This is a genomic window from Asanoa iriomotensis, assembly GCF_016862515.1.
GTDB classification, from domain to species: Bacteria; Actinomycetota; Actinomycetes; order Mycobacteriales; family Micromonosporaceae; genus Asanoa; species Asanoa iriomotensis.
Genome location: NZ_BONC01000087.1, coordinates 1 through 19067, shown reverse-complemented (window position 1 = coordinate 19067; position 19067 = coordinate 1). Strand labels below are relative to the sequence as shown.

At 72.6% G+C, this 19067-nt stretch carries 19 protein-coding genes; 1 reads left to right on the top strand and 18 read right to left on the bottom strand.

Features of this window, described 5'->3' with window-relative positions:
• Nucleotides 1-109 precede the first annotated feature (109 nt).
• The 14 genes from Air01nite_RS36140 to Air01nite_RS36075 form a co-directional block, all read right to left on the bottom strand.
• Complete coding sequence (locus tag Air01nite_RS36140; RefSeq protein WP_203707895.1) at nucleotides 110-937, bottom strand: hypothetical protein; 828 nt, start codon at nucleotides 935-937, stop codon at nucleotides 110-112.
• Nucleotides 930-1445 carry a SigE family RNA polymerase sigma factor gene (locus tag Air01nite_RS36135; protein ID WP_203707894.1) on the bottom strand — a complete coding sequence of 172 codons (516 nt, stop codon included), beginning with the start codon at nucleotides 1443-1445 and terminating at the stop codon, nucleotides 930-932. The genes Air01nite_RS36140 and Air01nite_RS36135 overlap by 8 nt, the downstream gene beginning before the upstream one ends.
• 54 nt (nucleotides 1446-1499) lie before the next feature.
• On the bottom strand, nucleotides 1500-2021 hold the full coding sequence (locus Air01nite_RS36130; RefSeq protein ID WP_203707893.1) for a flavin reductase family protein: 522 nt from the start codon (nucleotides 2019-2021) through the stop codon (nucleotides 1500-1502).
• Between the two features lie 9 nt (nucleotides 2022-2030).
• Nucleotides 2031-3704, bottom strand: a complete 1674-nt coding sequence (locus tag Air01nite_RS36125) for an ABC transporter permease (protein ID WP_203707892.1) — start codon at nucleotides 3702-3704, stop codon at nucleotides 2031-2033.
• Complete coding sequence (locus tag Air01nite_RS36120) at nucleotides 3695-4453, bottom strand: ABC transporter ATP-binding protein (protein WP_203707905.1); 759 nt, start codon at nucleotides 4451-4453, stop codon at nucleotides 3695-3697. The genes Air01nite_RS36125 and Air01nite_RS36120 overlap by 10 nt, the downstream gene beginning before the upstream one ends.
• A 31-nt stretch (nucleotides 4454-4484) precedes the next feature.
• On the bottom strand, nucleotides 4485-6134 hold the full coding sequence (locus tag Air01nite_RS36115; RefSeq protein ID WP_203707891.1) for a sodium/solute symporter: 1650 nt from the start codon (nucleotides 6132-6134) through the stop codon (nucleotides 4485-4487).
• Nucleotides 6135-6509, bottom strand: a complete 375-nt coding sequence (locus Air01nite_RS36110; RefSeq protein ID WP_203707890.1) for a DUF485 domain-containing protein — start codon at nucleotides 6507-6509, stop codon at nucleotides 6135-6137.
• Between the two features lie 42 nt (nucleotides 6510-6551).
• The gene (locus tag Air01nite_RS36105; protein WP_203707889.1) at nucleotides 6552-8027 is read right to left on the bottom strand and encodes a DUF4153 domain-containing protein; all 1476 of its coding nucleotides are present in this window, start codon (nucleotides 8025-8027) and stop codon (nucleotides 6552-6554) included.
• The gene (locus Air01nite_RS36100; RefSeq protein WP_203707888.1) at nucleotides 8024-9085 is read right to left on the bottom strand and encodes a HAMP domain-containing sensor histidine kinase; all 1062 of its coding nucleotides are present in this window, start codon (nucleotides 9083-9085) and stop codon (nucleotides 8024-8026) included. Before Air01nite_RS36100 ends, Air01nite_RS36105 begins: the two co-directional genes overlap by 4 nt.
• Nucleotides 9082-9759, bottom strand: coding sequence for a response regulator transcription factor (locus Air01nite_RS36095; RefSeq protein WP_203707887.1), 678 nt, complete (start codon nucleotides 9757-9759; stop codon nucleotides 9082-9084). Before Air01nite_RS36095 ends, Air01nite_RS36100 begins: the two co-directional genes overlap by 4 nt.
• A gap of 70 nt (nucleotides 9760-9829) precedes the next feature.
• Complete coding sequence (locus Air01nite_RS36090; RefSeq protein WP_203707886.1) at nucleotides 9830-10591, bottom strand: LytR/AlgR family response regulator transcription factor; 762 nt, start codon at nucleotides 10589-10591, stop codon at nucleotides 9830-9832.
• Complete coding sequence (locus Air01nite_RS36085) at nucleotides 10588-11805, bottom strand: sensor histidine kinase (RefSeq protein WP_203707885.1); 1218 nt, start codon at nucleotides 11803-11805, stop codon at nucleotides 10588-10590. The genes Air01nite_RS36090 and Air01nite_RS36085 overlap by 4 nt, the downstream gene beginning before the upstream one ends.
• 149 nt (nucleotides 11806-11954) lie before the next feature.
• Complete coding sequence (locus Air01nite_RS36080) at nucleotides 11955-13517, bottom strand: sugar transferase (RefSeq protein WP_239091208.1); 1563 nt, start codon at nucleotides 13515-13517, stop codon at nucleotides 11955-11957.
• A gap of 242 nt (nucleotides 13518-13759) precedes the next feature.
• Complete coding sequence (locus Air01nite_RS36075; RefSeq protein ID WP_203707884.1) at nucleotides 13760-14620, bottom strand: Fpg/Nei family DNA glycosylase; 861 nt, start codon at nucleotides 14618-14620, stop codon at nucleotides 13760-13762.
• A 26-nt stretch (nucleotides 14621-14646) separates the two neighbouring features.
• Between Air01nite_RS36075 and Air01nite_RS36070 the strand changes: the two genes are divergently transcribed.
• On the top strand, nucleotides 14647-15816 hold the full coding sequence (locus tag Air01nite_RS36070) for a glycosyltransferase family 4 protein (protein WP_203707883.1): 1170 nt from the start codon (nucleotides 14647-14649) through the stop codon (nucleotides 15814-15816).
• Between the two features lie 104 nt (nucleotides 15817-15920).
• Here Air01nite_RS36070 and Air01nite_RS36065 read toward each other — a convergent pair whose 3' ends face one another.
• From Air01nite_RS36065 to Air01nite_RS36050, 4 genes are all read right to left on the bottom strand, one after another.
• Nucleotides 15921-16637 carry a CDP-alcohol phosphatidyltransferase family protein gene (locus tag Air01nite_RS36065; RefSeq protein ID WP_203707882.1) on the bottom strand — a complete coding sequence of 239 codons (717 nt, stop codon included), beginning with the start codon at nucleotides 16635-16637 and terminating at the stop codon, nucleotides 15921-15923.
• On the bottom strand, nucleotides 16612-17679 hold the full coding sequence (locus Air01nite_RS36060; protein WP_203707881.1) for an iron-containing alcohol dehydrogenase family protein: 1068 nt from the start codon (nucleotides 17677-17679) through the stop codon (nucleotides 16612-16614). Before Air01nite_RS36060 ends, Air01nite_RS36065 begins: the two co-directional genes overlap by 26 nt.
• On the bottom strand, nucleotides 17667-18398 hold the full coding sequence (locus Air01nite_RS36055) for a phosphocholine cytidylyltransferase family protein (protein WP_203707880.1): 732 nt from the start codon (nucleotides 18396-18398) through the stop codon (nucleotides 17667-17669). Before Air01nite_RS36055 ends, Air01nite_RS36060 begins: the two co-directional genes overlap by 13 nt.
• An 80-nt stretch (nucleotides 18399-18478) precedes the next feature.
• On the bottom strand, nucleotides 18479-18928 hold the full coding sequence (locus tag Air01nite_RS36050; RefSeq protein ID WP_203707879.1) for an NUDIX hydrolase: 450 nt from the start codon (nucleotides 18926-18928) through the stop codon (nucleotides 18479-18481).
• Between the last annotated feature and the right edge of the window lie 139 nt (nucleotides 18929-19067).

Sequence of the window (19067 nt, the reverse complement as noted above, 5' to 3'; positions counted from 1 at the left end):
TGAACCCCGGAACCCCCAGCGCGGCGGTCGCAGCCACCTGCGCCGAACGGACGGATGGCTGCGCCGAGTGACCCGCGTCACGCCGTTGAACGGCGCCGATGTCTCGCCGCTAGCAACTGGTGGTGCCGGCGCAGAGCCGCTGCGCGGCGGCTTGGGCGATGTCTCGCAACGCGCCGAGGTCGGCGCCGCTCCAGGTCGAAATCTGGGTAACCAACGGTCCCTGCCTGACGAACAGGAGGAAGTCGGATCCTCCCGCGTCGCTCTCGCTTCGGATGAGGACGGCGTCCGCACCGGCGAAGTCGGTGTCGACGACGGTGAACCGTATTCCCCCGCAGTCGCCGCTGATTCGATCGGGGAGACCGTCGATCCAGTCTCGAGCGGCTGCCGGCGTCGGCATCCGGCTAACGCGCTGGAGCACACTCCCCTCGCTGTCGTGCGCGAACGCCGCATTGCGCTTGGGGCCGTCGCCCGGCTCGGGGTCCGGCAACCGCCGGTCGCGGCATTGCGACGCGATGAAGGCGAGCGTCCAGTCGCCGCCCAAGAAGTCGCCACCGCCCCTGTACTCGAAGCCCGCCGGCAGGTCGCTCGCGCGGAGCATCGCGGCCCTCGGCACGGTGGTCGGTTCGACCGGCTTCTCGGTCGTCGGTTTGGCGCCGGGCGTGGTCGGGGGTGGCGTCGTCGACGGCGGCGTCGGACGGGCGGGTGTCGTCGGTGCGGTGGTCACCACCGGCGGGCGCGGGGTCCGGTCGAACGCCCCGGCCGCGAACGCGACCGAAGGCACGCCGACCCCGAGGGCGGCCACCACGCAGCCGGCCGCCAGGCGTCCCCGCCGGCGCTGCCGAAACGACTGCCGGGCGGCGCCGGCCCCGGCCGGGACGGTCAGTGGCGGGCCGGACCGGAAGCGGTCGAACATGTCGTCGAGGTGCTGCTCATCCACGGCGACCCTCCTCGTCGGTCAGCAGGGTGGCCAGAGCGGCCCGGCCACGATGCAGCCACGCCTTGACCGTGCCTTCGGGTACGCCTTCCTCCGTGGCGATGGCGGCGATCGACAGGTCGGCGATGTGGAAGAGGACGATCGCTCGCCGCTGCTTCTCCGGCAGCGTCCTGAGCGCGCGGGCCAGCGCGACCCGGTCCGGGCTAGGCGGGTCCACGGCCTCTTCGCGGTGGTGGCGGGCATGCGCGCGGGCCGCCTGGACCCGGCGCCACCGGTTGGCGGCCACGTTCAGCGCCACCCGGCGCACCCAGGCCGCCGGCTCGTCGTAGGTGACCAGCCGGTCCCAGCGCGGCCACGCCCGGGTGAACGCCTCCTGCACCGCGTCCTGTGCGGCCGACACGTCTGCCGTGTACGCGTACAACTGGATCATGAGGCGGTTGAAGTGCGCCGCGTAGAACGAGTCGAACGTGTCCGCGCCACTGTCGGGTTTGGACACCCGTAACGCTTCCATAGGCTGCCTCCCCGTTTCTGGAGAGGACACAGCTGACCTCCGGCGCCGGTTGCGTCAGCCGGCCAGATATCGACCGCGGTAGTGGATCAGCGGTGGCACCTCGCCGAGGACCTCCACCCGCTCGATGGTGGCCTCGACCAGCAAGCCCCAGCCGAGCTCGCGGGCGCCGTCGAGGCGGCAGCCGACCCAGGCGCCCGCGTCGGCCGGCACCGGGCCGAACGGCGTCTCCGTCCACGAACCGGTCTGGAACAACCCGCCGGGTGCGGGCATCAGGCCGGCGAAGCGGTCGGCGAGTTGGCGGTGGTCGGGGCCCAGCGGCGCGACGGCGAACCGGCCCGCCGCGGACAGCGCGGTCCACAGGTCCGACTCGTCGTCGACGACGCCGAGCAGTCGGCCCGGGTCGCCGTCGACGACCAGCGTGGACGAGACCGTGAGTCCCGCCGGCCCCGGCGCCGTCCAGAGCGTCACCGGCGAGGCCAGGCGGCCGCGGAACCGGCGGATCGGCGAGCGGGAGCCCTCCGGGGTGGCGAACGGGTCGGTGCCGTGGATGTGCGCGCCGGGCTCGATCGGGTTCACCCGTCGACCCTAGCGACGGGGGGTGATGGTGAGGAGCAGCTCCGGCATCCGCCGCTCGAGCACGTCGCCGACGATCACGCTGCCCAGCCGGGCGGCGCCCAGGCCGTAGAGCAGGCCGAACGGCAGGGCGAGCCAGAGCCAGACGTCGCCGGCGAACAGCGCGCCGAGCAGCAGCGGCACCGCGACCACCACGGTGACCAGCATCGCGAGCAGGCTCAGCAGGCCGCGGGCCACGCCCGCGCCGGTGTTGAGGGCGAACGGGTTGGCGGTCTCCGGCAGGGCGTAGGCGCCGACCACCGACAGCATCGAGTTGACCGCCAGCCCGCAGCCGAACGTGCCGACCAGCGTGCCGAGCGCGAGCGGGATCCAACCCGGCTCGCCGACCAGCACACCGATGATCACCGCGATCAGCACGACGAGCGGGAGCACGTAGACCGCGAACGCGGTGGCCCGGGCGGCGATCTGGACGCGACCCGGCACCCCGGCGATGATGTCGGCGGCGTACGCGGTGCCGTCGAAGCCGAACTGGTTGGCCAGCGTCACCGCCGCGAGCGTGCCGACGAAGATCATCGAGAGCGAGAACGTGAGCGGCGACGTGGTCACGTCCCGGGTCGGCTCCTCGCTCCAGATGGCCTCGCTGAAGTTCACCATCGCCGACACGAACAGGGCGGCCACCGCGAACGAGATCAGGTTGGCCCGCCGGCGGGCGTCCCGCCACCAGTAGCGCACCTCGCGGGCGAGGACCGCACCGAACGGGTCCCGCCGCGCCCAGCGCAGGACCCGCGGGAACAGCTGGTCGACGGGGGCGCCGGCGGCGGTCACCCGGGCGGCCCGGCCGGTGCTGGCCGCGCCGACCATCGCGGACTCGAGCGTGTGCGACCACCACCAGAGCAGCACGACGATCGTCAGGGCGGTGATCGCGAGCTTCGCCGGCGCCGCCCACCAGTCGCCGGCCGCGGCGTCGAAGCCCGCCGTGTACGGCGCACCGAACGGCGTCCACCCGACGATGTCGGCCGCCGGCAGGAACCGCCGCCAGTCGGTGTCGGCGCTGGCCCGGTTGATCGCGATCTGCAGCGGACCGACCATCGCCGCGGTCACGGCGAGCAGCACGGCGGCCAGGTCCCGGGTGCGCCGCGACCGCAGCAGCGTGGCGAACGCGCTGGTCACCGCCCGGCTGACCGCGACGCAGAAGATCAGGCCGAGCAGCACGCCGACGGCCTGCACCAGCGCGGCGCCGAGGCCGCCGAGCGCGCCCGCGGAAATCACCAGCCCGGCGGTCGCGAGCAGGGTCGCCGCGGCGGGCACGCCGATCAGCGCCGCGGTCAGCAACCCGGTCACCAGCGTGCGGCGACGCACCGGCAGCAGCGCGAAGCGGGCCGGGTCGAGGGTCTCGTCGACGCCGAAGAACACCAGCGGCACGAGCGTCCAGGACACCGCGATCACGCCGCCGCCGAGTGCGGCCACGAGGTACGCGGCCTGCGCGTTGCCGGTGAAACCGGGCACCGCGGCGAGGGCGAAAGCGGCGAGCGCGTAGAACAGCCCGAGCAGCACGCCGCCGACGAACAGCAACACCCGCCGCGGCTGGCCGCGGAAGCCGTTGCCCATGATGCGGAGCTTGAGCCGGACGAAATGGCGAGGGGTGACCGGACGGGTCGCCGTCTCGACGGCGGCGGTCAGAGCCACGCCAGCTCCTGCCCGGTCGCCGTGCGCCCGCCGACCACCTCGACGAAGACGTCTTCGAGCGAGCGCTCGCCGGACACCTCGGCCAGCGTGCCGACCCGCTTGATGACGCCGTCGCTGAGGATCGCCACGTGCGTGCAGAGGCGCTCGACCACCGCCATCACGTGGCTGGAGAAGATGACCGTGCCGCCGCCGGCCACGTACCGCTGGAGGATGTCGCGGATCAGCGCGGCCGCGACCGGGTCGACGGCCTCGAACGGCTCGTCGAGCACGAGCAGCCGCGGCGCGTGCAGCAGCGCGCAGGCCAGCCCGATCTTCTTCTTCATGCCGGCGGAGTAGTCGACGACGAGCGTACGGCCGGCGTCGGCGAGGGCGAGCACGTCGAGCAACTCCCGGGCGCGCTGGTCGACGACCGCGGGGTCCATCCCGCGCAGCAGGCCGTGGTAGGCGAGCAACTCGGCGCCGCTGAGCCGGTCGAAGAGCCGCACGCCGTCGGGCAGCACGCCGAAGAGCCGCTTCGCCGCCACCGGGTCGGTCCAGACCTCGTTGCCGAGCACCCACGCCCGGCCGTGGTCGGGGCGCAGCAGGCCGACCGCCATGGACAGGGTCGTCGTCTTGCCGGCGCCGTTGGGGCCGAGCAGCCCGTAGAACGAGCCCGCCGGCACGTCGAGGTCCACGCCGCCGACCGCGACCTTGCCGTCGAAGCTCTTCGCCAATCCCCGCAACACGAGGGCGAACCGATCGTCCTTCACCGTCGTCACCCCTTGACGGTATCGGTCGGGTTCACCGACGCGCGGGACCGGCGACCACGCTTTCCGGCGCGTGCAGGCGCAGCATCACCGCGCCGACGTCGGCCGGGACCCGACTGCGGCTGGCCAGCGAGACCGCCACCATCACCGCGAACGCCAGCGGCACGGTCCACGCGGCCGGCTGGCTGACCAGCGCGGCCGGCCAGCCCGACAGCGGCGGTCCGAGCACGGTGAGCAGCACGGCGCCGCCGGCACCGCCACCGCCGGCGAGCACGCCGGCCGCGGCACCGCGCGCGGTCAGCCCGCGCCACCAGATGCCCAGCACCAGCAGTGGGCAGAAGCTGGACGCGGCGACCGCGAACGCCAGCCCGACCACCTGCGACACGTCGAGGGTCTCGATGGTCAGCGACAGCACGATCGGCGCGACCCCGGCGACGACGGTGGCCAGCCGGAAGTCCCGCACCGACCCGCGGCCGATGACGTCGGTGGAGATCACTCCGGCGACGCTCGTGAGCAGGCCCGACGAGCTGGACAGGAACGCGGCGAAGGCGCCGGCCGCGACCAGCGCGGCGAGCAGTTGGCCGGTCAGGCCGCCGCCGAGTGCGGCACCGGGCAGCAGCACGACGACGGCGTCGGTGCGGCCGGTCATCAGGAGCTGAGGTGTGTAGACCCGGCCGAGCACGCCGTACAACGTCGGCAGCAGGTAGAAGAGCCCGACCAGGGCGAGCACCACGAGCGTCGTACGTCTGGCGGCGTTGCCGTCGGGGTTGGTGTAGAAGCGCACGAGCACGTGCGGGAGGCCCATCGTGCCCAGGAACGTGGCGAGAATCAGCGAGTAGGTGGCGAACATGCCCTTCTCGCTGTCGCCAGGCAGCAGCCAGTCGGGCCCGCGGGTGTCGTCGACCGTGGACACGTCCGGCACGGGCTCGCCGGCCGCGAAGTCGAGCCGCTCGCCGGGCCGCACCACCACCGTGGCACCGTCCGGGTAGGTCAGCGTGGCGTCGTGCTCGATCACCACGCTGGTGGCCGAGTGGAACACCGGCCCGCCCGGTGCGGCCACCGCCGGCCGGCCGTCGGCCTGCCACTGCAGGAGCAGGAAGATCGCGGGCACGAGCAGCGCGGTCAGCTTCAGCCAATATTGAAATGCCTGCACGAAGGTGATCGCCCGCATGCCGCCGAGCGCGACGTTGATGGTGACGACGGCGCCGACGAGCAGGGCACCCAGCGCGTACGGCTGCCCGGTCACCGTGGTCAGCGTCAGCCCGGCGCCCTGCAGCTGTGGCACGAGGTAGAGCCAGCCGATGAACACCACGAACGCCGTGGCCAGCCGGCGCAGGCGGCGCGAGCCGAGCCGCAGCTCGCAGAAGTCGGGCAGGGTGAACGCGCCCGAGCGGCGCAGGGGAGCGGCGACGAACAGCAGCAGGGCGAGGTAGCCGGCGGCGAAGCCGACCGGGTACCAGAGCACGTCGACGCCGTACTTGAGGATCAGCCCGGCGATGCCGAGGAACGACGCCGCGGAGAGGTATTCGCCGCCGATCGCGGCCGCGTTCCAGGTCGGGCTGACGCTGCGGGACGCGACCAGGAAGTCGGAGGTGGTGCGGGCCAGCTTGAGGCCGTAGAAGCCGATGGCGACGGTGACGAGCGTGACCACGACGATGGCCGGCACGACGTACGGGTTGTCCACTCAGCGCTCCGGCCGGCGGACCACGGCGACGAAGTCCTGCTCGTTGCGCTCGGCGAGCCGGACGTACGCCCAGCCGACGACGACCAGGAACGGGAACGCGGCCACGCCGAGCAGCAGCCACGGCAGGTCGACGCCGGCGACCTTGGCGGTGCTGACCTCGGGCGCGACGGCGAACAGCAGCGGCAGCCCGCCGAGGCCGATCGCGACGACCAGGGACAGCCGCAGGGCGAGCGCGAGCTGCGCCCGCACCAGGCCGCGGACCAGCGCCTCGCCGACCTGGGTCTGCTCGGCCAGCTCGGCGCGGGTGCGGTCGTGGTCGTGCACCCGCGGCTGCACGTCAGCCAGCACAACCCGGGTGCGCCGCCCTTCCGCCATGCCGGCAGTGTCCCCGATCACACCCCGGCGGCGGTAGACCCCCTAGCGGCAGGTGCCGGGCTGGTCGCGGGCGAGCAGCGCGCGAGCCTGATGGCGGGCGAGGTTGGCCGAGCGCCAGTCGTCCGGGCGGTCGGCCAGGTCGGCGGCCACGCGCCGGAGCAGGCACGCGCAGTGGTCGGCGGGCAGGCGGTCGAGCGCCGGCACGGCGTCGGCGGAGAGCGTGCCGAGATAGCTCAGGTCGATCCGGCCGGTGGCGAGGTAGCGGTCGACGTTGCGGTCGGCGATGAACCGGTCCGGGTTGAGCACCGCGAGGGCCAGCAGCCCGCCCGTGGCGATGGCCAGCACGGCAGGGGGCAGCCAGGCGCCGCGCAGGCGGACGCCGGCGACCAGCACCGCCAGGAACACCGCGCCGAGGCCCAGTTCGACGGCCATGACGAGGACGCGCAGCCGGGTGTAGCCGTAGGCCTGCTCGTAGACGTTCATCCGGTACGTGGCGCTGGCCACCACCACGAGGGCGAGCAGGGCCAGCGCGCCGAGCAGCACCCGGATCGTGGCCCGGTCGGCGCGGTCGGTCCGCGGCGCCCAGCGGCCGGCGATGGCGACCACCACGAGGGTCAGGCCGGTGACCGCGAGCAGTTGCCAGAAGCCACCGCGGGCGTAGTCGGCGAACGTCGGGCCGCCGGCGCCGAGCACGTGCCGGCTGCCGCCGAACAGGACCGTGGCCTGCACCGCGACGAACGCCAGGAAGAGCAGGTCGAGCAGGGCGACGGGGATCGCCCAGTCCAGGCGCCGGAAGGCGAACCGGGTCTGCTGGTCGTGCTGGGTCATCGCCGGCGGGCCGACGAGGGTGAAGGCGGCGCCGGCGAGGAGTGCGAAGAGCACCGGGAAGAGCACCAGCGCGCGGGCGAACGCGCCGCCGTCGAGCACGGGGAGCATGCGGTCGACCAGCGCGGCGAAGACCGCGTCGGCGGAGGCGAACAGCGCACCGAAGACGAGCAGCAGGACCAGCGAGACCGCGCTGACCGCGACGACCCGGGTGGGAACGCCGGGCCGGCCGGCGAATCTCGTCCGCAGGCCGGCCCGCACCCAGGGCAGGGCGCGTGCGGCGGCCGCGAGTGGCACGACGACCGCGGCGAGGATCGTGCGGAGGTCGCGCGGGTCGAGCAGGCTCAGCGCGCCGGTGATCGCGGCGGTCAGGACGCAGAGGACGAAGAGCCAGGCGGCGGCGCGGACGCTGCCGACGCCGAGCAGGGCGAGGGTGGCGGCACCCCAGGCCGCCTGCCGCCAGGTGACCTTTCTATGCGTTACTGCCAGGGCAAGAATGCTTGCGGTGCCGGCGATCAGCCAGCCGACGCCCACGCGGTCGAGCGGCAGGGCGGCGGCGCCGACGGCCGCGGCGGCGAACAGGGCCACCAGGACCGCGGCGCCGGGCACGCGGGTCGGGCCCCGCCAGGACCAGGTCGGGGGAGGGGGCTTGCGGACGGCGAGGTCGGTGGCGGGCGCGGTCGGTGCCGTCATGCCGTCACCGCCGCGGGTGCCGGTGCGGCGGTCCGGGGCAGCGAGACCCGGACCAGGCAACCCGTGCCGGACGGTGGATCGACGATGGCGATCGCACCGCCGTGCATCTGCACCACCCACTGGGCGATCGCCAGCCCGAGCCCGGTGCCGCCGCCGACGGCGCGGTCGCCGCGGGTGAACCGGTCGAAGACCGATTCGCGCTGTGCCGGCGGGATGCCCGGCCCCTCGTCGCCGACCTCGAACACCACGTGGTCGTCGTCGAGCCGCCCGACGACCGAGACCGTGCCGCCCGGCGGGCTGTGCCGGGCCGCGTTGTCGAGCAGGTTGGCCAGCACCTGGTGCAGCCGGGCCGGGTCGGCGTGCACGGTGACCGGGCCGGCGGGCGGGCGCACCGCCAGCTTGATGTCGTGGCCCGCGCCGCTGGCGGTGACCGCGGCCTCGTCGGCGACCTCGTCGAGGAACTCGGCGACGTCGAACCGGACCCGGCGCATCGGCTGCACGCCCGCGTCGAGCCGGGACAGGTCGAGCAGCTCGGCGACCAGCCGGCCGAGCCGCTCGGTCTGGTGCAGCGCGGTGCGCAGCGTGGCGGGCTCCGGTTCGGCGACGCCGTCGACGATGTTCTCCAGGACGCCTTGCAACGCGGTGATGGGCGTACGCAGCTCGTGCGAGACGTTGGCGATCAGCTCGCGCCGTTGCCGGTCGGCCGCGGCCAGGTCGGCGGCCATCTGGTTGAACGCGTCGGCCAGCTCGCCGACCTCGTCGCGGGAGGTGGCCCGGACCCGCCGGGTGTAGTCACCGCGGCGCATCGCCCGGACGGCCGCGGTCATGTCGCGCAGGGGCGAGGTCATGCCGTGCGCCAGGATCTGCGAGGTGGCCAGGCCCACCAGGAGCGCGGTGGCCGAGGTGATGTACGGGATCCACTGGGTGGCGTACCAGAAGTAGGCCAGGCCCGCGGCGGCCGAGGCGAACAGCAGCAGGGCCAGCTTGAGCTTGATCGACCGGACCGGGTCGAGGGGTCGGGGCAGCAGGTCGAGTGTGCGGGTGAGCAGGTCCTTCACGGCCGGACCTCCAGCGCGTAGCCGACACCGTGCACGGTGCGGATCAGGTCGGCGCCGAGCTTGCGGCGCAATGCCTTGACGTGGCTGTCGACCGTGCGGGTGCCGGCGCCGTCGCCCCAGCCCCAGACCTCGGCCAGCAGCCGTTCCCGGGGCAGCACCGTGCGGGGCCGGCCGGCGAGGTGGACCAGCAGGTCGAACTCGGTCGGGGTGAGGTGCGCCTCGACGCCCGCGCGGCTGACCCGGCGCTCGGCCTGGTTGATCTCGAGATCGCCGAGCCGGATGGGCTGCGGCCCGATGGCCTGTGACCGCTCGACCCGGCGCAGCAGCGCGTGCACCCGGGCGGCCAGCTCGCGCATCGAGAACGGCTTCGTGATGTAGTCGTCGGCGCCGACCGCGAGCCCGACCAGCATGTCGTTCTCGTCGTCGCGGGCGGTGAGCATCAGCACCGGGACGGGCCGGTCGGCCTGGATGCGCCGGCAGACCTCCAGCCCGTCGAAGCCTGGCAGCATCACGTCGAGCACCACGAGGTCGGGCGGCTCGCGCCGGGCGGCCTCGACCGCCGACGGACCGTCGCCGGCGTGCCCGACCGCGAAACCTTCGGCACGCAGCCGCGCGGCGATCGAGTCGGCAATGGTCCGCTCGTCCTCAACGACCAGGATCCGGCGCTCTCTCATGCCGGGGACTGTAGTAAGCCCCTGTGCGGATCCCGGTCCGGCGATGTGAACGAACTGTGCAGATAACCCGCTATCGGTTCCAGTCCTGCTTGGCGGCGCGGACCAATTTGTCCTTCAGCTCCCGGGTGTGCCGGCGCGAGACCGGCAGCTCGGCGCCGTCGACGACCACCACGTAGCCCGAGTTGGCCAGCCGCAGCTCGGCGATCAGGCGCAGCTGCACCAGGTAGGAGCGGTGGATCCGGACGAATCCGGCGTCGGCCCAGCGGTCGGCGAGCGTCGCGAGCGGCACCCGCACCAGGTGCGAGCCGTCGGCGGTGTGCAGCCGGGCGTAGTCGCCCTGCGCCTCGACCCAGCGCACCGCCGACCGGGGGAGCATGCGGGTGGTGCCGGCGAGCTCGACCGGGATCGTCGGGTCCTCCTCGGCGCGGGCCAGCGCGGCCGGGTGGGTGGGCACGACCCGCGCGCTGACCACGCGCCGGATCGACTCGCTCAACCGCTCGGCCTGTACGGGCTTGCGGACGTAGTCGGCCACGCCCAGGTCGAACGCGTCGACCGCGCCGTCGTCGTACGCGGTGACGAAGACGATCGCCGGCGGCCGGGCGAACCGGCGCAGCACCCGGGCCAGCTCCATGCCGTCCAGGCCGGGCATCCGGATGTCGAGGAAGACCACGTCGACGTCGGCGTCGCGCAGGACGCGCAGCGCGTCGGTCGCGTCGGCCGCGGTGTGCAGCCGGGCCACCCGGGGGTCGGCGCGCAGCAGATAGGCGAGCTCGTCGAGGGCCGGGGGTTCGTCGTCGACCGCCAGCACGCGCAGGAAGCCTCGGTCGGTCACGCCGCGCCGCCCGCCGCGTGCACGCCGGGGTGGAACTTCGGTACCCGCATACTCACCCTCGTACCCGCTCCGATCCCGGTTTCCACCACCAGACCGAACTGATCGCCGAACACCGACCGCAATCGCTCGTCTACATTGGACAAGCCGACGTGCGCGCCCGCGTCGTCGACACCGGTCAGGGCCGCCTCGGCCACCCCGGCGACGAGCGACGCCGGGTCCATGCCCACGCCGTCGTCCTCGACGGTGATGTGGCACTCGGCGCCGGCGTCACGGGCCTCGATGCTCACCATACCGAGACCCGGCTTGCGCGACAGCCCGTGCCGCACGGCGTTCTCCACCAGCGGCTGCAGGCACAGGAAGGGCAGGCTGACCGGCAGCACCTCGGGCGCGATCTGCAGGCGCACCTGCAGCCGCTCGCCGAACCGGGCGCGCTCGATGGTCAGGTAGCGGTCGATCGAGTGCAGCTCCTCGGCGAGCGTGGTGAACTCCCCGTGCGCCCGGAACGAGTAGCGGGTGAACTCGGCGAACTCGAGGATCAGCTCGCGGGCGCGCTCGGGGTCGGTGCGCACGAACGAGGCGATCGCGGTCAGCGCGTTGTAGATGAAGTGCGGGCTGATCTGGGCGCGCAGCGCCCGGACCTCGGCGCGGGCCAGCCGCTCGCGGGAGGTGTCGAGCTCGGCGAGGGCGAGCTGTGCGGCGGCCCAGCGGGCGGTCTCCAGGGTCGCCTGCACCAGTCCGGGCGCCGGCTGGTCGTCGGCGACGGCCACCAGCGCGACCGGCGTCGCGCCGCGGATCGGCGCGACCACGGCGCCGCGGACGTCGCAGTCGACGCGGTCACAGGACAGCTCCGCCTGGCGGAGCACGGCCGACCGCCCGGCGGCGATCGCCCTCTTCGCGGCGGCCTGCAACTGGTGCGAGTGGTGTGCTCCCCGCCCGTCCAGCGCGAGCACCGCGCTGTCGTCAACCACCGCCAGACCCGGCGCACCGACCAGGGTCCGCAGATGCCGCGCGGCCTTGGCGGCGCTCGCGGCGGTCAGCCCGCCGCGCAACGGCTCGGCGGCCAACCCGGCCGTGTGCAGGACCTCGTAGGTCGCCCGCTGGCTCTCGGTCGCGATACCCAGCCGCGCCCGCAACCGGACGACCGCGTAGACGGCGGCGGCGAGCGCGCTGACGAGCGCCAGCACCGCCAGCGCCGTCGACAGGTCCGCACTCATGCGCGGAATCCTCGCCCGCCACCACCGATTTAGGAACCCCTCGGACGGGCGCCACGACAGCCGCGCCCAGCGCCAGGCGAAAGGAACGGTCCGTTACTAACGCTTTCCGCAGAGGAACGGTCCGTTCCTAACCTTCGCCCACCGCGGGCCTAATAAGCTCCCTTGCGCGCCAGGACGACGCCGATGGTGCGCCAGAGGATGCTCAGGTCGTAGGCGAGCGACCAGTTGTCGACGTAGTAGAGGTCGAGGCGGACCGCTTCGTCCCACGAGAGGTCCGAGCGGCCCGAGACCTGCCACAGGCCCGTGATGCCCGGGCGGACGAGCAGCCGGCGCCGGACGTCGCCGAGGAAGTCGCCGTCGTCGGCCGGCAGCGGGCGCGGGCCCACCAGTGACATCTCGCCCTTGAGCACGTTGATGAGCTGCGGCAGCTCGTCGAGCGAGCTCGCCCGCAGGAACCGGCCGAACGGGAAGACCCGCGGGTCCTGGCGGATCTTGAAGAGCATGCCGTCGGTCTCGTTCTGGTCGACCAGGGCGGCCAGGCGGTCTTCGGCGTCGACGTACATGGTGCGGAACTTCCACACCCGGAACGTGCGGCCCTCGTGGCCGACGCGCGGCTGGCGGAAGAAGACCGGGCCCTTGTCGGAGATCTTGATGCCGATCGCGACCGCCGCGAGCACCGGCAGCAGCACGACCAGGCCGACCATCGCGGCCACGCGGTCCATCATGTTCTTGGCCAGCAGCGCCGGGCCCGACAGCGTCGGCTCTTCGACGTGCAGCAGCGGGAGGCCCTCGATGGGGCGGATGTGCACGCGCGGGCCGGCGATGTCGGTCAGCTGCGGCGCCACCACCAGGTCGACGCCGCTGCCTTCGAGCTGCCAGGCCAGCCGGCGCAGCTCGCCGGGCTCCGCGCTGGCGGAGCCGCACACCGCGATGGTGTCGGCGCCGAGCTCGCGGACGAGGCCGAGCACGTCGCGGCCGGCGTAGACGGGCACCGGGGTCTCGATGCCGCGGGCGGCGGCGTAGCCGTCGGTGATGTGGATGCCGACCGGCACCAGGCCCGCGGACGGGTTGCGGGTGACGGCGGTGAAGACCTCGAGCGCCTCGGGCAGCGTGCCGATCAGGATCATCCGGTGCCCGGCCTGGCCGGCGCGGCGGCGCACGAGGTGCAGCGCCTGGCGGGCGAGGTAGCGGGCGATCAGGATCAGGAGCAAAGCGCCCAGCAGGACACTGCCGACCGTCATACGGGACAAATCGGTCTTGGTGGCAAAGACCAGGAACGACATGCTGGCCGCCACCACGAGGGAGGCGCGCACGACGCGCTTGAACTCGTCTGTGCCGAGGCCGAGGTAGCGGCGGTCGTAGGCGCCGTTGGCCCACAGCGTGAACAGCCAACTGCACGGCAGGAACACGTAGGCGATGAGCGCGAAGAGCGTCGGGCGATCCTGGAAGCCGGCCCTGGCCTTCTCGAACTCGGTGACCGCGATGTAGCTCGCGAGGACCGCCGCGGCGAAGTCGAGCACCAGCAGGATCAGGATGAACGGGCGGTGCCAGCGGGAAACGCGGCGACGGGCCCGGGCCCAGGCCGACCGCGGCACACCGTTGGGTGGCGGCGGCGGAGGCACCTGGATCTCGAAGCTGTCGACGTGGCGCACGACGCCGCCGCGGCCGTTGCTGGTCACCGGGCGCTCGAGGCTGGTCGTCACCTCACGCACGTCCTCCCGGGTAACGCGTGCCGCCCACTCGCCATACGGGCTCCGGTCGCCCACCGCATCAGTCTCCCATGTCAACGGACGTCAACCGTGGACGGAAGAAAGACATTACGCCCGGACCCGCCGGAGCGGTCGTCCCCGCGCCGTCGGTGCGGGACCGGGTCACTATACCGATAGTTGGTGGCCGTGGAAGAAGCGATATGTGCGTCGAAAAAGGTTCGTACGCAGGGCTTCCACGCGCTCACTCAGCGCACCAACCGGGACAGCCGTCGATCCGCGAGCGGCTTGCCGCCGGTCTGGCAGGTCGGACAATATTGCAGGCTGGAGTCGGCGAACGAGACCTCGCGCACAGTGTCGCCGCAGACCGGGCAGGGCAGGCCGGTGCGGGCGTGCACCTGCATCCCGGACCGCTTCTCGCCCTTGAGCTCAGCGGCCTTCTGCCCCACGGACCGACCTACGGCGTCGTTGAGGACGGTCTGGGTGGCTTCGTACAGCGTGGTCATTTGGGCGTCGGTCAGCTTGTCGCTCATCGCGAACGGCGACAGCTTGGCGGCGTGCAGGATCTCGTCGGAGTACGCGTTGCCGATGCCCGCCAGCACCGCCTGGTCCTTGAGCACGCCCTTGATCTGGCCGCGGCGGCTCTTGATAGCGGCGGCGAACGCGGCCTGGTCGCTGGTGAGCGGGTCGGGGCCGAGCTTCGCGACACCGGGCACGAGGGCCGGATCGGTCACCAGGTAGGCGGCGAGGCGTTTCTGCGTCCCGGCCTCGGTGAGGTCGAAACCGGACCCGTCATCGAGCCGCACCCGCACCGCGATGGGGCCTTTGCCGGGCTTGAGCGGCGTGGCGCTGGGGAACGCGTCGCGGTAGTGCAGCCAGCCGGCCCGGGAGAGGTGGACGACCAGATGCAGATCGCCTTCGAAGATCACATCGAGGAACTTGCCGTGCCGTCCGGCGCCGACGATCTCCTTGCCGGCGACCGTGGACGGCGGTGGGTCGTAGGTCTTCAGCGCGCTGATGGCGGAGACCTCCAGCCGCTGGACCCGGTGACCGACGGCACGGTCACGCAGGTATGCGGCGAGTGCTTCCACCTCGGGCAGTTCGGGCACGTCGACAACGGTAGCCTGACCCAACCATGAAGGTCGTCGTCGCGCACAACAGATATCGCGAGGCCCAGCCCTCGGGCGAGAACACGATCGTCGATCTGGAGATCGCACAGCTCGCCGAGGCGGGTGTCGAGGTGCTGCCGTTCCTGCGCAGCTCCGACGAGATTCCCGACATGTCGCCCGCCGCCAAGGCCCTGCTGCCGGTCTCGCCGATCTACGCGCCGAAGGCGCAGCACGACCTCGCCGACCTGATCCGGACCCATCGGCCGGACGTGCTGCACCTGCACAACCCGTATCCGCTGATCTCGCCCTGGATCGTGCGGACCGCGCACCGGTTCGGGCTGCCGGTGCTGCAGACCGTGCACAACTACCGCCAGGTGTGCGCGTCCGGGCTCTACTTCCGCGACGGCGGCATCTGCCACGACTGCCGGGGCAAGGCGCTGCCGCTGCCGGCGGTGCGGCACCGCTGCTACCGAGGCTCGGCGGCGCAGAGCGTGCTGATGGCGACCGCGTTGACCGTGCACCGGCCGACGTGGCGCTCGGTCGACGGCTACCTGGCTCTGACCGACGCGATCAAAGATCATTTGGTGGCGTACGGGATTCCGGCGGAGCGGATCACGGTCAAGCCGAACGCGATCCCCGACCCAGGGCCGCCCGCGCCGCTCGGTGACGGGTTCCTGTTCTTCTCGGGCCGGCTCTCCGAGGAGAAGGGCGTCCGGCTGCTGCTGGACGCCTGGCAGCGGCATCCCGACGGCGCCAACGGCCCGCTGCGCATCGCCGGCGACGGCGATCTGCGGCCGCTGGTCGAGTCGGTGGCGGCCGTCCGGGGTGACGTGGTGTTCCTGGGTCGGCTGGACCGGGCGGGCATCGACGCCGCGCTGCGCGGCACGGCCGTGGTGCTGGCCACCCCGACGTGGCACGACGTGCTGCCGACGGTGGTGCTGGAGGCTTTGGCCGCCGGGCGGCCGGTGCTGGGCACGGCGTTGGGCGGGGTGCCCTACGAGGTGGGCGACGCGGGCTGGACGGTCGCCGCGGATCCCGGGGCACTGGCCGACGCGCTGCCCGTGGCACGCGTCGAGGCGGCCGTGAAGGCCCCGCTGGCCCGGGCCCGCTACGAACGCACGTTCCACCCGGACGTAGTCACGAAGCGCTTGCTCGACACGTACGCAAGCCTGGTGCAAGGAACGGTCCGTTCCTAACGCTTTCGCTATAGGAACGGTCCGTTCTTAACGGCGGACCGTGCTGCGCGTTAAGAACGGTCCGTTCCTATGCGGAAAGCGTTAGGAACGGACCGTTCCTTTCGCTAGGAGCGCAGGGCCGTGCGGCCCGTGAAGGCGATGCTGGCCAGCAGGAAGCCGCCGTTGACGACCGTGAAGGCGATCAGCAGCCAGATGGTCCACTGTGGAACGAGCAGCAGCACCAGGCCCGCCAGGAAGACCACCGCGCCGTAGTCGCGGACCAGCTTGGCCAGCCGCACCGGCAGTGAGGTCGAGGTGACCATGCTGCCGGCGTTTGGGCCCGCCTGCATCACGGAGGTGACGAGGTTGACCATCCAGGTGCCGGCGAACATCGCCACGACCCAGGACGCGGTCGACGGCCGCTGGTCGACGGCCACCGCGGACAGCGCGGTGACCAACGAGATCTGCACCGCGATGTCGCACAGCACGTCGACCCGCGCGCCGGCCGGGCTGGTCCGACCGGCGACCCGGGCGAGTTGGCCGTCGGCGCAGTCCAAGGCGTAGGCGAGCTGCCAGCCGAGCAGCGCGATCAGCCCGGCCACCCAGGTCGGCACGTCGGTCGACGCGAGCGCGACGACCGCGGCCGAGGTGCCGAGGCCGACCACCAGGTTGCCGGCGGTCAGCAGGGTGGGCGCGATGCCCAGCCGGTAGGCCGCCGCGGCGAACAGCGCGCCGGCCCGCTGGCTCAACGCCTCGCTGAACAGCCCGCCGCCCCGGTTGACCCGGTAGAAATCGGTGGGTCCGGGTGTCGTGGTCTCAGCCGACAAGGTCGCGGAGTGCATCGCGGTACCCCTCCAGCCGTGCGTCGATCTCGGTGGGCGACAGGGCGAGGTGCTCGAGGATCGTGTAGCGGTCGGGCCGGGTCGCCGGTGCCTGCGCGACCGCCTGGGCGAACTGTGCGTCGGTGAGCCCGATCTCGGAGGGCGTAATGGCCAGGCCGTGCCTGCGCATCGCGGTCACCAGTTGGGCCAGCCGTTCCTGCTCGCCGCGCAGGTAGGTGCAGAACAATGCACCGAGCCCGACCTGTTCGCCGTGCGAGGCCCCGTCTGGGAACAGCGCGTCGATCGCGTGCGAGATCTCGTGGCAGCCGCCGCTGACCGGCCGGGTGGTGCCGTGCACCGCGCTGGCCAGCCCGCCCATGATCAGCGCCTCGGCGAGCGTGGTGAGGAACGCGTCGTCGGTGATCTTGCCCGGGTGGTTGACGAGGGCCTCGGCGCTCGACCGGGAGAGCGTCACGGCCAGGCCGTCGATCGGCTCGCCGCGCTCGCGGTGGGCCAACTCCCAGTCAGCGACCGCGTTGAGGTTGGACAGCGCGTCGCCGATGCCGGCCTGGGTCTGCCGGTCGGGCCCGTTCTCGACGAAGTCGAGGTCGACGATCACGGCGATGGGGATGTGCACGCCGTACGAGTTGTGCCGCCCGCCGTGGGTCAGCGACGAGGTGGGCGAGGCGATGCCGTCGTTGGCCAGACTCGTCGCCACCGTGACCATCGGGATGCCGAACCGGGTGGCGGCGTACTTGGTGGTGTCGATGGTCCGGCCGCCGCCGATGCCGATGACCGCGTCGTAGGAGCGCCCGCGCAGCCGCTCGCCCAGCTCGACGGCCGCGTCGAGGCTGCCGCCGGTGACGTGGAAGACGTCGGCGTTGCCGAGGCCGGGGCGGACCATCTCGGCGATCCGGTCGCCCTGGCCGGGGCCGACGACGACCGCGACGTCGCCGCCGGCGGAGATGCGCCGGTCGACCAGCATCGAGCCGAGTTCGGCGACGGCGCCGCGGCGGACCTCGATGGCCAGCGGCGTCGTGACGGTGCGGGCTAGTAGCGGCACGCGATCTCCCGGGCGCGGGCGAGGTCGGCGTGGTTGTCGACCTCGACCCAGGGGATGTCGCCGATGGTGGCCGCGCGGACCTCGCCGCCGCGGTCCGCGTACTCCTGGTAGCCGTCCTCGTAGTAGAGGCCGGGATCGCGGCGCCAGGTCGCCTCCAGCGCCTCGGCCAGGCCGGCGGCGGCCGACGCCTCGATCAGCGTGGCGCCGATGTATTCGCCGAACGCGTCGGCCGGGTCCATCAGCTTGGTGATCCGGGTGAGCTGCCCGTCAGCGTCGAAGGTCGTCTTCATCTCCTCGTCGGCGAGCGTCTTCACGTCGTCGACGGCGAGCAGCACCGCGGGGCCGCGGTTGGCGAGCAGCGTGCGCTCGACCGAGACGGGGTGCACGGTGTCGCCGTTGACCAGCAGCGCGCCGCCGGCGAACCGGTCGCGGGCCAGCCAGAGGGAGTACGCGTTGTTCCACTCCTCGGCGCGGTCGTTGTGCACCAGGTCGAGCCTGACGCCGTAGCGGGATTCCAGGTCGGGCTGGCGTTTCTCGACGGTCTCCGCCGCGTAGCCCACCACGACCGCGATGTCGGTCAGCCCGACCGCGGCGAGGTTGCGCAGCGCGATGTCGAGGATGGTGGTCTCGCCGTCCACCGGCACGAGGGCCTTGGGCAACGTGTCGGTGTAGGGGCGCAACCGCCGGCCAGCGCCGGCTGCGAGCACAAGGCCGATCATCCCGGCGCTTCCTCCAAGGGGTGCAGCAAGGTGTACGGAAAGAAAACTCTTCCCGACTGGAGGATAGCGGTGCGGTAGTTCTAGAGGCCGATCTGGCGTAAAAGGGCGAAACCACCCTCAACGATCTGGCGTACGAGACCGTCGTCGACGCCGTTGTTCTCGTCGAGCACGTCGATCTCGTCGCGGGTGATCCACCGGAAGCCGGTGTGCTTGCCGGCCTCGAGGCGGGGGCGGGCGAGGTCGCCGTCGACCCGGATCAGGTAGTCGGTCTCCAGGCGCTCGAGCCCGTCGTCGCCGACGTAGCGGTGCTCGCCGATGGTGCCGAGCACGATCGACACCCGCCACCCGGTCTCCTCGACGACCTCGCGGTGCAGCGCTTCCTCGAGGCTCTCGCCGGGCTCGAGATGACCGCCGACGATGTCCCAGGTGTCGGGGAAGAGTTTGCGGGTCGGCGACCGGCGCTGGATGAACACGCGCCCGTCGTCATCGACAACCACACCGGCAGCGCAGCGCAAGGGTTCGACGGACACGGACCGAATCTAGTCAGCGGTATCCATTCCGGCTAGTTTGTCGCGCTGCGTGCGCGCGCTGGCACGGCGTGCTGGATCGGGCGGCGTGACCTGCTCGAGGTGGGCCAGCACCTTGCCCGAGATCGTCGCCAGCGCGGCC